This is a genomic window from Ekhidna sp., assembly GCF_040220215.1.
Lineage (GTDB): Bacteria > Bacteroidota > Bacteroidia > Cytophagales > Cyclobacteriaceae > Ekhidna.
In genome coordinates, this window is the sequence record NZ_JAVJTR010000013.1 from 17,093 (window position 1) to 31,066 (window position 13,974).

The window sequence follows — 13,974 nt, forward strand, 5'->3', positions numbered from 1 at the left end:
GATTAGTTAGAACCATAGTTGTATTCAAATTCTTGAAGGATATTCCCATGATCATCCCTAACTTGAAGCAATCGCCCAAACCCATCGTAGGAATATTGAGTTACTCTACCATTTCCATCTAAAGACCACTTCATTCCATGTCCTATTTCATAAATGTATCCCATGAAAGATTGCGTGCTATTTGTATTATTACGGATATTCTCCAACTCATTTTTAATAGCTTGCTCAGAAGCATTGGTTTCTAAATTATTTAGTGAAAAGCCAGGAATAGATTCTATGGTTGCCAAGTCAATATTAGAGATTTGACAAACAGGATAGGCCTTATTATGCCCCCACAGATAAGCTGTGGTTATACCATTTTTTATGACATGCTTAACCTGACCCGTTCTATTATCATAATATTCCATTGAAACTAATTCGTTATCATAATGCGCTGCTTTATTGAACGATCCAGTGTTTGCTGAGGGGTCAGTAGTTCCATTCGAAAACGTATAATTAGTTGGGTATTCATCTTCCTCGTAGGTGGTTTCATAAACGTTTAACAATTCTCCATTACTGTTATATTTATTAAGTCTTCCCTTGATTATTTCGTCACCTACCACATGCACAGTTTCAATAGGAAGCCCTGAAAAGTAATTTCTTAAACCGACTTCTTCAGCTGATGTACCGCTGAAGTCATCTGGAAAAAGTGTAATCTTTTTTCTTGATTGCCCATCACTTGAAAGGGTTTGAATTTCATTGGGGTTAATGTGATTATTTGGCCTATAATAAGTGTAATTCATTGTTGAACTTAATTCATTACCATCCAGGTACTCAATCGTTTCAACACTTCTTAATTTTTTCCATCGCGATATCAGTGTGAAGAGCTCCATAGAAATAACATGTGAAGGAGAATATTCGTCTTCCATCTCACAACCATCTCGTGCTTCAAAACCTGCTATTAGATTTGTTATACTTTTCTTATTTACGAATTCATAGTCATATGTCGTTCGTCTTACTTCGTTATTGGAAGCATCATATACTTGTTGCATTCTCAATGTATTGTATACGAACCCAGGACTCGAATATGGATATGAAGTATGTGCATATGGTGTGTAAAATGTCTTGACAATTTTTCCATTATTTTCATTCGGAGTTCCACTATACTCCGTTATTTCCGAGTAAATCGCCGGGTGATCGGGGGGAGTTCCATCTAATCGATTATTACTAACCTTATAGGCATAATGTGCCTTGCGAATTGAGCAAAAAGCTGTTCCAAAATTCTGAAGCTCATAAGCCATTACCTGCTCAACAAAATCCTGAGGAGTTGCATCATCATACGCTACGGGATTTGGATATTCATAAGTTTTTCTACCGAGTTCTATTCCATTTTCATCTTTGTTAATTATTGATTGTATACGTAGGCCTCCAAGCGTTTTATTATAGGGAACTATGATTGTATTTCCGGTTGGCTCATCATATTTTAACTCGAAATCAAATTCAAAAACATTTGAGGAGCCAAGATCATTTTCTAGTGTAATTTGGTAACTGCCTGGTAAAACTGTTCCAAGATCAATATCAAAATCATCTCCAGTCAAAGCACTTTCTAGAATAACCTCTCCGTTTGACAATAGCGAAAATAAGATTCGACCCTCCAGGGCAGGTTCATGCGGTACAGGCTGATAATCCTCGATATCATAAGTCAGATATATCCTAGATTTTGTATTGACTGTAAACGTCGAGTTAATTTCGCCATTTTCGTCCCAATTGTTTTCATTATAATTTAATTCGGTTGAAACTTTCTCATCAATAGTCTTAGTCCCGTTGTATTGGTTGCTTTCCCATACAAATTCAGTAGTCCCACCAGTAGGATATGTAATTGCTTCGAGTGTTCCTGCTTTTACATATGCTGTATCTGGATCTCTATCGCCCCCGGATATCCCGTGTGTAGGAATCGCAGGGTTTGTATATGATCCGCCATTATTGTATCCCCAAAAGTCCTGCCCACCAAAACGATCAGCTAAAACAGTTTCGTTGTTATATTCAAATGAAAACTCCTTAGTGTCTGCCCCTGTTGCCCTCAATTCAACCCCATCCAGAAACATTCTATTATTCACATCTGACGTATAAAAGTCAACTACAAGATCGGATGCATTACCAGTTGTATGAATTAAATAGTCTAACTGATTTAGGCTGCCAATATCAGACCTATTGGAACGCGTAAAAGTTATTTGCTCTCCATTAGAAGCAATAATAGATACCAAGTATTTCTTATCAATTTGTAATTGGGGCTCACTTGGTGAAGGGTTACTGAAAAAATGTCTCGAAGAAAAGGGAAGCGCAATGAATTCTACATGGGTCTGTCCTATTTGGTAATTAGATGTACCACCCGCTTGATATTCAAAATCGAAACTTTCGTACTGAGATTCAATTCGTGTGAGGTACCATGCTGTAATGCCTGCGTTCAAAAAATTTCCTTCAATGTAAGTAGTACTAGTGCTAAACTCTTGTTCAGAGAAAATATACTTTACTCCATTGGTATCCCAAATTGTAAAAACGTCAGTGGATTCATTGTACTCAATTCTAATGTCAGAACGCTCCATCAAGTGTGGCACGTAATTTCCATTTGCATCCTGAGCAAAAAAGAAGGTTCCTGATAACCCTAACGCATTGATAGTAAACACATCTGCCTCACCATCATACAATTTGTTTACATTGTTTGCGAGGTAAAAAGGTGAAGGGCCACTGCTTGGGTTAGTTGGATCAAAACCAGTATCGTACAAATCTTTTAATGAGTAAGGCATGTCATCAGGTCGTTTATTAATACTACGAGTAATAACACCTCCAGCATTTAGTGACCATCCAGTTCCTACCCATGAACTTATATCATTCACTTTAACTCCCCCTCCTCGATAACTAAGGCTTATTGGAACCTCAAAAGTGTTTCCTTTAATGGAAGTCAGGGGAATATTAATTGAGGGTATACCAACCGGACTACCTAGACCATAATCACCATATCTTCCAAGCTCAGATGCTGTTGGAGACGCTTTGATGACATGGGTTAAATTTTCTACGCTTGGCTCAGCTTCAAATTGAGCGTGAACTTTTTGCATAATTAGCGTAATAGCAATTAGGATAAATAGTTTACTCACTGTCATTTGGTTTTAACTTTCTGTATTCTACTTCTAGATTTTTTATAATATCTCCCTGCGCCTCGATCATGGCTCCTTGCTTTTCAAGCATCTTTTGCTGTTCAATCGTGTGCAACGTCAGCTCCTCGATCCTTTTCTCTAACTCACCTTGCTTCGCTTCCCTCTCGTTCTGGCTTTGGCTGTTGGCTTTTAGCTGTTGGCGTAAGCTCGTGTTCTCTTTATTGACATCAATCAAGTGGAGAGTCAACTCCTCTATCTTCTTCAGCAGCAGCATATTCATCTCTCCGAGCTCTACCCCATTGGCTTCCATTTCCTTGGCGGAAGGGATTTCAGGAAGGTGTTTGTTGGTCTTGATGTATTCTTCTGTTTCTTCGAGAGTACGAAGGTTGTAGGTAGGTTCGAAGACATAGTCTGGCCAGGTTCCGGATAATTCAACTTTCACCTCTTCCATGATGGCTTTACCATCAACAGAAAATTGGTAGCCAGCAGGAACCGTTGTTCCACTTACAGCAAGTTTGCCTTGTACATAACTTTGGCCTGTATTTCTTACTTGTAAATAATTGGTTGTCGAAAGTGCTCCGGAATGCTCCACCCTAAGACGTTCAGAATTCCCTGAGGATTCAACAGAAAATAAAGCTTGACCATTTGCTGGGTTAGTAGTGGTTCTAAGGACGATTCCATCCGAATTCCCATTATCTTGATCTCCAAGAATATATTTTGTTCCGTTTCCATCGTAAAGGAAAATATCTCCTCCAGCTGATCCCAAATCAATATCCAAGCCTTCATTTGTGCGAAAACTTAAGGCATCTGCAAATAGCGCTCCTGATCCATCTGCTATTTTCACTCCATTTGTACCGCCTAAACTATTATTAGGTACTGCTACTTTAATCGCATCCTCCTCCGAATCAACCACTAACGCAATTGAATATGTTACATCGTCTCCAGCTGTCCCCTTCTTCGCTGCATTCAGACTTATATATCCATTCTGACCATGAGCTCCAAATAAAAGTTCAGCTGCCCCGTCATTTGAAACTATATGTTTTCCCGTTCCGTCATTTCCTAGTTTAATGGCCATATTCCCAATACCATCATTCATGGTCCAAAATCCTGTGTAATCTCCACCACCATCTTGAAGTTTTATCATAACCTCATTCGTCCGATTGAGAATTAATGGACTGTTCGTTTGCGCATGAATTAAAATTGGACTCAATAGAATTATAGTGAATAATCTTTTCATTTTAGTTTGCTTCAATTTTCTCAATTCCTTTAATTAATTCTTCAATGATGCTCCTTTGAGTTTTAATGAGCTTCTGTTGTTCAATCGTGTGCAACGTCAGCTCCTCGATCCTTTTCTCTAACTCACCCTGCTTCGCTTCTCTCTCGTTCTGGCTTTGGCTGTTGGCTTTTAGCTGTTGGCTTAAATTGTCAATTGTCAATTCGCAATTATCAATTTTTAAGTCTTGAGATGAGAGTTTTTTCTCCTGAGCGATGGCATGCAAAGTCAACTCCTCTATCTTTTTCAGCAGCAGCATATTCATTTCACCAAGTTGTACGCCATTGGCTTCCATTTCTTTGGCGGAAGGGATTTCAGGAAGGTGTTTGTTGGATTGGATGTAAGATTCCGTTTCTTCGAGGGAGCGAAGGTTGTAATCTTCTTCAAAGACATAGTCAGGCCAGTTGTTCGCTTCTACTTTTACTTCTTTGGAGCGGATGGTGCCATTTACATCTAGCTTGTGGATAGGGGAGCTGGTGCCTATTCCTACTGATCCATCATTTTCGACGGTAAACCTCACTTGTTCGTTTGGTTCTGAAGTGCCACTTGAAAGGCGAAGAATAGGGTGGTTGTTTGATACTTGATTAATATAAACAGCTGCCCCTGTTCCATTTCTTATAAAATGATTGTAGGATGAACTTGTTGTTGTTCGGAAATTGCTAGCTAGCGTTATTCCATTCACTTCAAGCTCATGATTAGGTGAAGTGGTGCCAATGCCAACATTCCCACTAGGTGTAATTTTCATTCTAATTTGACCATTGTAAATGTCCGATCCGCCTGTGCTGAAATTCAAAGCACCGGTTAAGCTACTAGCAGCAATGTAGTTTGAACCAGCCCTTTTAAAATTGATGGTTTCTCCTCGCATTGTTAAAACTCTTCCGTCTGTACCAGTAGTCAACTTGAATGATTCCTCTATTTCAGAATTATAAACATCAAGCTTCATAGACGGTGAGGAAGTACCAATTCCTACTGTGCCATCTCTTTTAATTCTTAGCTTTGGTTCACCCCATTCAATATCAGTATTTGCTCCGGTTGATTTGTCAGAAATCAAAAAATCCATCGTACCATAATTCCCAAAAAACATGATAGCTCCTGCCCCGTTTTTATAACTGCCTTCATTATTTACAAACTTCGTGTTCCCGGAGGCTTTCAAACTCCCTGAAACTGTTGATGATGGTTTATAGGCATTGAATAACAATCCATGCGAACCTGAGTGAGAATGATGAGTGAATTGAATATTAGTCACTCCTGATTTGCCAAGATTCACTCCATCATTGGAGCTTCCGGATGGTCTTGCACCATCAATATCATGTTGGGCAAAAATTAAATTTCCTATAAATAGAAATATTACTGATATTGTAAATAATGAGTACTTCATAGTTGTGCTTTATCCCTTTCGTAAAGCCACAACTCATCCATGTCACTGATCGCTTAGAAGTAGTGAAAACTTGATTCGCGATAGAATCAATCTCTTATCTTAATGTTAGGTTTTTTTAACAAGTACAGAAATAGTGAGTAGAGTGAGTAGTGGTTTCTTATTTTTTTTCAAATATATTTAAAAAAATGAAATGAGGTTAGTGTAACTCAAGTCCACTGCATTTGGTATTCCATTTTTTTTTGCCATTGTTGGTCTTGTGACCAACAATTCTTTTATTTTATTGAGGAGATTAACTGATTTGTGTATTGAATTTAACATTCGGCAGGCTTGTCGGTGACAACACCAACGAGGGCGAGAATTTTTTCTTTCTCATATTGGATGCTTCATAATAATTCGAAAAGTTACTCTACTTCTTTCCAGATAATCGGCGCTACTAACTCAGGGTTAAAAGGAATAGTTGATGCCTCAAATTCCTTTCTAAAGTCAGGGCCTATACTATCACAAGCATTTAACACCAAGTCCACATAATCCTGATGTATTTTGGTTATTCCTTTCGTCTTTGTTGAATCATACAGATAGTCAGGTTCAGCCATATAGGCATATACTTTACCCCCTTCAAAATTGTATTCAGTGATATTCTCAGTGACATCAATCCTTTTGTATCCAAACTCAAATACATCCATGTCTTTTATTTCTTCCTCCGTCACCAGATACAAAACACAGTTCATCGAACTACCATTCTTTTCTGTAATGTTCAGGTAAATCGAATTATCAAAAATCAAAGTGTCATTGCCTTGGATATAAAACCCGGCATATTTTGGTTCTCCTTCAATATAACCTGAGTCATAATTCGATGCTACAAAATCCCAGGTACGTTGATATCCTTCCAGATGGACTAGATAAATAGAGTCTGTGTAGTCATGATTAAACACTTCTTCTGTCATGTTAAGTGAGACCAAAGAGCCAAAGCCAATCATTCCTACTTTCCCATCCTCAATGCGGATGGTTGGTTTGGTTGGGGGGTTATTGCAGCTTAGCATTGGGATAGTTACCATAAGATAAATCATCCAGTTGGTGAGTTTCATAAGGTGATTGGTTTAGAAAGTTTTAGGTCAGATTTGGAATTGGTTTACCCCAATATCCTATCAAATATAAACTTTGAGAGGCGATAAATCGATATCTTTCTACCTCCTCCGCATCGGGTAATCCACCTTCTCCAGCTCCCGCTCATCCTTCTCCAGCATGGAAGAGATGCCTTCATTGCCATTGTTGGTCTTGTGACCAACAATTCTTTTATTTTATTGAGGAGATTAACCGATATGTGTATTGGATTTAACATTCAGCAGGCTCGTCGGTGACAACACCAACGAGGGCGAGGAATTGGTTTACCCCAATATCCTATCAAATATAAACTTTGAGAGGCGATAAATCGATATCTTTCTACTTCCTCCGCATCGGGTAATCCACTTTCTCCAGCTCCCGCTCAATCAGCTTTTCGATGCGTTTTCATTTTGTAATTCATTGCCATTGTTGGTCTTGTGACCAACAATTCTTTTATTGAGGGGATTAACCGATTTGAGTAATGGATAGAATATTCAGCAGGCTCGTCGGTGACAACACCAACGAGGGCGAGAGATTTGGAATTGGTTTACCCCAATATCCTATCAAATATAAACTTTGAGAGGCGATAAATCGATATCTTTCTACCTTCTCCGCATCGGGTAATCCACCTTCTCCAGCTCCCGCTCAATCAGCTTTTCGATGCGTTTCATTTTGTAATTGTCGTCCTTGTTAACAAGCGTGATAGCAACCCCACTGGTTTTTGCTCGGGCTGTTCTTCCGATCCGATGGACATAGTCAGCCGCATCATTGGGTACGTCATAGTTCACTACCAGGTTGATGTCCTTAATGTCAATACCTCTGGATAGCACGTCGGTGGCTACCAGAATTCGTAACTTCTTAGCTCTAAACTTCAACAAAATTCGCTCCCGCTCATCCTGCTCCAGCATGGAAGAGATGCCTTTGGCTTCCAGCCCGGCTTTCTTCAAGCTTTGTACGATTTCGGAGACTTTCTTTTTGGTAGAACTGAATATTAAAATGCTTTCAAATGCGTCGTATCGCCCGATTAGCTTGCTTATAAGTTCCGTTTTATAGCCTTCTTCAACCCTGTAAACCTCCTGACTAATATTTTCGGCAGGCTTTGCCAGGGCCAGCTCAATCTTTTTAGGATCCTTTAAAACCTCTCTTGCCAGTTTCTCAATTTTTGGTGCCATGGTAGCACTAAACATGGAAGTCTGGTTCAGATTTGGTAAGTACGTGATGATCTTCTTGATGTCATCGTAGAAGTTCATGTCCAGCATACGATCTGCTTCGTCCAGGATGAGGTGGGTGACCTGATCAAACTTCACATAGCCCAGGTTAAGGTGCGAAATAAGCTTACCGGGGGTAGCTACTACCACGTTGCTTCCCTGCGTCAGGGCTTTTTTCTGCTGTGCAAAATCAGACCCGTCACCGCCTCCATAGATCGCGATGGAATGAACAGGTAGGTAGTACGAAAAGCCTTCGAACTGCTGATCGATTTGTATGGCCAACTCTCGTGTCGGAACAACGACGAGCACCTTTACATCCTCACTTGGATTTTGAGCTAAGTAGTTAAGTGTAGGAATTACGAAAGCAGCTGTCTTTCCGGTTCCTGTTTGTGCGCAGGCAATCAGGTCTCTTCCTTCTAAAATGGCCGGGATGGCCTCTTCCTGTATGGGTGTGGCTTCCGAGAAGCCCATGTGATCGATCGCTTCGGTTAATTGAGCGTCCAGATTAAAATCATTGAATGTCATTGCGGCAAAGATGCACAATACATCCAAATAAAAATCCCCCTTTTATCGGGGGATTCACAGATAATATATTATTTAAGCCACCCGACTTTTTTTCCTTTTTTCGCAAAGAGTACTAACCCTATGCCTATCAATGGAATCATGAGTGCCATTATAATTTGTCCGGGTCCATAGGTAATGGTAGAACCGGCGATGAATAAATTATAGATCATTTGAACAAGCACACCCAGTAGTGATGCCACTAACAAGATGTAGGCCAGGCTCTTTCGAAAGATAAGCATCAAGCATCCTAAAAATCCACCCCATACTGCGATTGCAAAAGCTGCGGTAGCCCAGGCCGGCCTGTTGGCCAATACTTCCCGTTGCTCTTCGGGCATTGCTTCCAGCATTTCAGGCGTTGCAAAGGCTTCTCCGAGTTATGCTCCAACACCGGCAAGATTCCAGAGCAGGGCAACTACTGCCACTGCCCAAAACCATACAGGTGGTTTACTGATTCGCTTGTCATAATTATTTTGGTTGGTATATTCAATAAATATACCTGAAATCTGACAATCCAGTCAGAACTTTATATCTTCAAATCCATGAAATTGACACTATCCTTTAGCCTACTTTTCCTTACCATTAGCCTTGGTGCTCAAATCATCAAATCGGGACAGTGGAGAGGAGATATACATTATCAGGATACACGAGTGCCTTTGACTTTTGAAGTTGGTTATCCAAACGGGGAAATACCAGAAATAACCTTTGTTAACGGAACTGAGCGACGAGTCATCAAAAATGTAAAGATTGATGGCGATAGTATTTTCATATCCCTTGAGCCATTTGATGTGGCGATCAAAGCGAAATTTACTGCAATGAACTGGGTTGGAGCCTATCAAAAATATTATAGAAACACATCCATTCCATTCTCTGCAGAATTTGGAAAACCAAGGATGATGAAAAAAAGTGTCAGGCCTTCACCTACCATCGAAAACCGATGGGCAATTACATTTTCTCCTGAGTCCACCGATATGTCAAAAGGTGTGGGGCTGTTTGAGCAAAAAGGACATATAGTTACCGGCACAATCATGACCCAGGTGAGCGATTATCGTTATTTTGAAGGGATCATGGATGGTGATTCAATTAAGCTATCTTGTTTCGACGGTGCGCATGCATTTGCCTTTTTAGGGCAAAAATCAGAAGATGGTTGGCAGGGAAAGATGATTTATGATGATGGGTACAGCGAGCCCTGGGTAGCAAATTATGATGCCAATGCTGAGTTGAAAAATCCCTTTGAAATGGTAGAGGTTGAACCGGGCACACATAAACCATATTATGACTTATTAGGTGCGGGAGAAGGAAAAGATGCGATTGATCCCTTGAAATATGTGGGTAAGGTTTTGATCATTCAGCTATTTGGTACCTGGTGCCCAAACAGCCATGATCAAACAAAGTATCTGGTGGATTGGCATGATAAAAACAGTGATAGGAGTGTAGCTATTCTGGCCGCTTCTTTTGAGGCAAACTATTCTCAGGAATATGGTTTGAATCGCTTAGAGGATTACAGGGAAATGAACAATATTCCGTATGATATGGTACTGGGAGGTAGGCTCAGTAAAACAGGAGCTGCTATGCCATTTCCGTTTATGCAGCGCATAGAGGCCTTTCCCACACTTGTGATCCTTGACAAACTAGGATATGTGCGATATGTGCACAGCTATTTCAATGGCCCGGCAACCGGAGAATACTACCAGGCATTTGACCAGCGCTTTAATGCAATCATTGACAGCCTACTGGCTGAATAGCGATATGTTGGACATTCAGGAAGCTTGAAGCTCTAACTCTACAATTTTGAAATAATCGTCAGACTTCAAAATGGCAAACTCAACGTTACTGTCATTAGCCGAATTATCGTGGATAATCCACTCGTTTGTTTCAGCAAGGACACGTCCTTTACCATAATCACTTTCCACCATGTCACCGATTTTAACTCTCTTCATGCTTTATCGATTACAGGATATTAGTACTGGTAATGTGATAAATAAATCTGAGAGAATCTTGAAGAAAGGGTGACTACTTGTTAAGAATTATGATTTAATACTCTTTCTTTCGACAGAAAATCCTCCATGTGGGATAGGTAAACGTCTCAGTTTTGTTAACCCATTCACCGGCCCAATTGTATCCTTTTTCTGAGATGTTCGAAAAAGTCAATCGATAAAATCCGGGGGTACTATTAGGGGCTGCTTGATCTCTATAGAGGACAATGTTTCCATCATCATTTTTATTACCTTCCCAACTGGAAAGTGTGGGTGTAGGGGTGCTTGATGAATAGTAATGCACATACCACTTCGCACTATCGATGTTGTATTGGCGAATACTACCGGAGTGAGCACCATCTTCTTTTAAAGTCTCATCCTGAACCGCCATTCCGTTCATGATGTATTTGAATGTCCAATTCATCATGACCGTATCCGCCCAGGTGTTTTGATCTACCCGAGTCACTGACTTGCAAATACAAGTTCCAATTAAAGGGGAAAAATCTGCTGTTTGTTTTGGGGCCTCAGGATTTAATTGCCCATATGGATTTTTACCAGTTGGCTCGTAATTGTATTGTGCACAAATACCCAGGGAAAATAAAAGTGAGACCAGATAGGTTAGCTTTTTCATATTATATGAACAACTAAACTTATTAAACACCTACATCCCCACTAAGATAAAAGGCGCCCAATAGTACGGCCGGGCGTATTGCTCAGATTCGAGCAAAGAGAGTTTGGCTTCCCTCAACGCTGCATTATAGCCATGATGCTCATTGCTCAGGTTGTATTTGTAAAACTCAATCATCATCTGAGCAGTTGAAGCGTCTGCTACCTGCCAAAGTGATACGATAATGTTATTTGCGCCAGCGTATTGTAATGCTCTGCTTAGGCCTACAATGCCCTCTCCTTTAGCGACTTTCCCTAATCCGGTTTCGCAAGCAGACAGTGTTACCAAATCTGCATCAATGTTGAGGTTATAAATCTCACCTGTATACAAACTCCCATCTTCATCTGCTCCGGGTTTCAGAAAAATACGCGAGAGTGCCGGCTCAGATTCATTCACCAAGCCATGGGTTGCAAAGTGAACATAGCGGTATTTTCCCAAATTTTCCTTTTTGAAGTTTGCTTCACTGGCTTCACTTCCTGAGCAGAGCTTCGTCTCACAATTGCTTCCCATGAAGAGATATTTGATTTCTTCTATTTCTTTTTCTGATCCGGGTAGTGTGTTCATTCTCACTTCATTATCTTCAAAAGAAACCGGTGCGAAAAGCAGAATTTGTGGATTTATTTGTTTTTCATCAGCGATTCGTTCAGTGAATAGAGTAGCTGAATAATCATAGGACACATGATAGTTTTTGAGGAGAAATTCAGTGGCATTGTATGATTCTGAATTGTCGTCTTCTGCTACAAAAGCCTCAAATGGAAGTGTTCCTAAGATTCCATCAGGCAAGATCACCAGTTCATTTATGTTAGATGGTAAGTCTGGAATTAGCAGGCTATGCAGTGCTTTTGCAGTTTTATAAAATGCACTCTTGCTGTTGTATTTGATGGCGTTCCTTAATCCTGAGGTAAGCTTATCAAAGTCTTCGCCTTTAGGTTTTCGTTCCGCCTCAATGCCTTTTTTAGTAATGATGAAAATGTATAAGTCATCATCTCCGAGAAAATACGAGAGCATAGCTGCTGTTCCTGATATTCGTTCCTGTACTGAAGCCACTGTTGAAATTGATTGATTGTATTTCAGCTTGTAATATTCAGGATAGTTGTTCTCCAGGTTGTAGATGAAATCACGATAGGCATTTTGATATGTGAATAGCAAATCTTTCATCTCTCGATTGTCAGCATTTTCCTGCTGAGCCAGCTGCTGTTCCAAATAAGATATCTCATCTTTCAAACTATCTTCAAGCAATATCTGCTCTTCCGGAATGCCGGCAAATTTCTTCGCTTTGGACTCTGTAATAGCTTCCAGAAGCACGGAAGATTTACTTCTTTCACAAAAATCAAATGCTGTTTGCAAATGTTTCTTGCGGTTAAAACTTTGGTCACTGAGAATCAGGGAAAGCTCAATCCCATTTTCATAAACCTCTTTTGCAATTTGTCCAAGTCGAAGTTTGTCTTGCTCATTCAGTCTTTTTCGTCGGATGATGGTGATCAGGTCATCACATTTTTGATACGTTTCTATCGCACCAACAATGTCTTTAACATTTAAGGATTTTTCAAAATGAAGTGCTCCAAGCGCAATGGCCTTTGCTTGTAATGATCTCAGCAAAATATCGGCATTGAAATAATTTTCCAGTTTGGGTAGTTGATACACATCCTGATAGACCTGCTCCGGTAGGTTCGCATAAATGGCTCTCTGATAAAACTCTACTGCAACCTTGAATTCACTTTTAGCTTTATAGATTTCACCAATGAGGTAGTATGTATTTGCCACATCTGGATGCTTTTCCCCAAATAGACTGATATACATCTGAAGGGCTTCTTTTTGATTCAGCAGCGCTTTTTCATGTTCATTCTTCAGGAGAAAAACCCGCCCGATGATGGACTGAATGTATGCTTTATTAGGATGCTCATCTTCATAAGTGGCATCATAGATGAGCTTTACATTATTTAGCTGATCCAACGCCTCGTCATAGTTGGATTGCTCCATGTTGGCAAATGCGATATTCAGATTAGCTCTCAGTGCTCTTCTGCTACTATTTCCAAGCTGCTCTTCATAAATGCTTTTCGCTCTGTTGAAATATATCATGGCCTGAAGTGGGTCATCTTTCAGGTAGACACGTCCCAGGTTATTATAGGAGTTCGCCACTTCAATGGATTGTGCACCAAAAAGCTTTCTTCGCATAACAAATCCCTGTTCATGGTATTGTATTGCCAACTGCTTATTCTCATTATTGGTATAAACAAGCCCGAGAGCGTCCATACAATCCGCTTTAGCTTTGGAATCTTCCGCTGGAAAATGATTTTCCGCTTCAGTTAGTTGTTCGAGCGCTTCATCATTTCTTCCGAGGTTCAGGTAACTAAGACCAAAAAGTGTTAGGCATCTTGCCTTCAAAAGCGCTTCATCATTCAATTCTGCGTTGATATAATTAAGTGTATTTTCTGCCAAGCTTTTTGCATGGAAAGGGTTTCCTGCTTCCAACTGGCAGTCTACCATTTTTAAGTGGGCATTGACATAGGCAGTATAATCTTCATTGGCAAAGAAGATATCCCCGGCTTCTTTAAATTTATCATAAGCTGCTTGAAAATCACCTTCAGAAAATAGTGATTTTGCCTGATTAAATTGCATTTCCTGAGCGGAAAGTGAATAGATATTGAATATGATGATTGCTGAAAGTAGTAGTTTCAT

Annotated in this window: 10 protein-coding genes; 1 reads left to right on the forward strand and 9 read right to left on the reverse strand. The window is 40.0% G+C overall.

Going from position 1 to position 13,974, the window contains the following annotated elements; genetic code table 11:
- Positions 1 to 2: 2 nt before the first annotated feature.
- From RIC88_RS07610 to RIC88_RS07635, 6 genes are all read right to left on the reverse strand, one after another.
- Positions 3 to 3,131: an RHS repeat domain-containing protein gene (locus tag RIC88_RS07610; RefSeq protein ID WP_350216934.1), complete on the reverse strand. Its 3,129-nt coding sequence runs from the start codon at positions 3,129 to 3,131 to the stop codon at positions 3 to 5.
- Complete coding sequence (locus RIC88_RS07615; protein ID WP_350216935.1) at positions 3,124 to 4,368, reverse strand: hypothetical protein; 1,245 nt, start codon at positions 4,366 to 4,368, stop codon at positions 3,124 to 3,126. The genes RIC88_RS07610 and RIC88_RS07615 overlap by 8 nt, the downstream gene beginning before the upstream one ends.
- 1 nt (position 4,369) lies before the next feature.
- Positions 4,370 to 5,782 carry a hypothetical protein gene (locus RIC88_RS07620; RefSeq protein WP_350216936.1) on the reverse strand — a complete coding sequence of 471 codons (1,413 nt, stop codon included), beginning with the start codon at positions 5,780 to 5,782 and terminating at the stop codon, positions 4,370 to 4,372.
- Positions 5,783 to 6,183: 401 nt separating this feature from the next.
- Positions 6,184 to 6,867, reverse strand: coding sequence for a gamma-glutamylcyclotransferase family protein (locus RIC88_RS07625; protein WP_350216937.1), 684 nt, complete (start codon positions 6,865 to 6,867; stop codon positions 6,184 to 6,186).
- Positions 6,868 to 7,485: 618 nt separating this feature from the next.
- Entirely contained in the window at positions 7,486 to 8,643 is a 1,158-nt protein-coding gene (locus tag RIC88_RS07630) for a DEAD/DEAH box helicase (protein WP_350216938.1), read from the reverse strand.
- A gap of 41 nt (positions 8,644 to 8,684) precedes the next feature.
- Positions 8,685 to 8,990, reverse strand: a complete 306-nt coding sequence (locus RIC88_RS07635; RefSeq protein ID WP_350216940.1) for a hypothetical protein — start codon at positions 8,988 to 8,990, stop codon at positions 8,685 to 8,687.
- A 204-nt stretch (positions 8,991 to 9,194) separates the two neighbouring features.
- On the opposite strand from RIC88_RS07635, the gene RIC88_RS07640 reads away from it, so the two are divergent.
- Positions 9,195 to 10,397: a TlpA family protein disulfide reductase gene (locus RIC88_RS07640; RefSeq protein ID WP_350216941.1), complete on the forward strand. Its 1,203-nt coding sequence runs from the start codon at positions 9,195 to 9,197 to the stop codon at positions 10,395 to 10,397.
- A 15-nt stretch (positions 10,398 to 10,412) separates the two neighbouring features.
- Here RIC88_RS07640 and RIC88_RS07645 read toward each other — a convergent pair whose 3' ends face one another.
- The 3 genes from RIC88_RS07645 to RIC88_RS07655 all read right to left on the reverse strand — a co-directional run bounded on the left by RIC88_RS07645 (position 10,413) and on the right by RIC88_RS07655 (position 13,974).
- The gene (locus RIC88_RS07645) at positions 10,413 to 10,592 is read right to left on the reverse strand and encodes a hypothetical protein (protein ID WP_350216942.1); all 180 of its coding nucleotides are present in this window, start codon (positions 10,590 to 10,592) and stop codon (positions 10,413 to 10,415) included.
- A gap of 94 nt (positions 10,593 to 10,686) precedes the next feature.
- Positions 10,687 to 11,259, reverse strand: a complete 573-nt coding sequence (locus RIC88_RS07650; protein WP_350216943.1) for a hypothetical protein — start codon at positions 11,257 to 11,259, stop codon at positions 10,687 to 10,689.
- A gap of 30 nt (positions 11,260 to 11,289) precedes the next feature.
- Positions 11,290 to 13,974, reverse strand: a complete 2,685-nt coding sequence (locus tag RIC88_RS07655) for a CHAT domain-containing protein (RefSeq protein WP_350216944.1) — start codon at positions 13,972 to 13,974, stop codon at positions 11,290 to 11,292.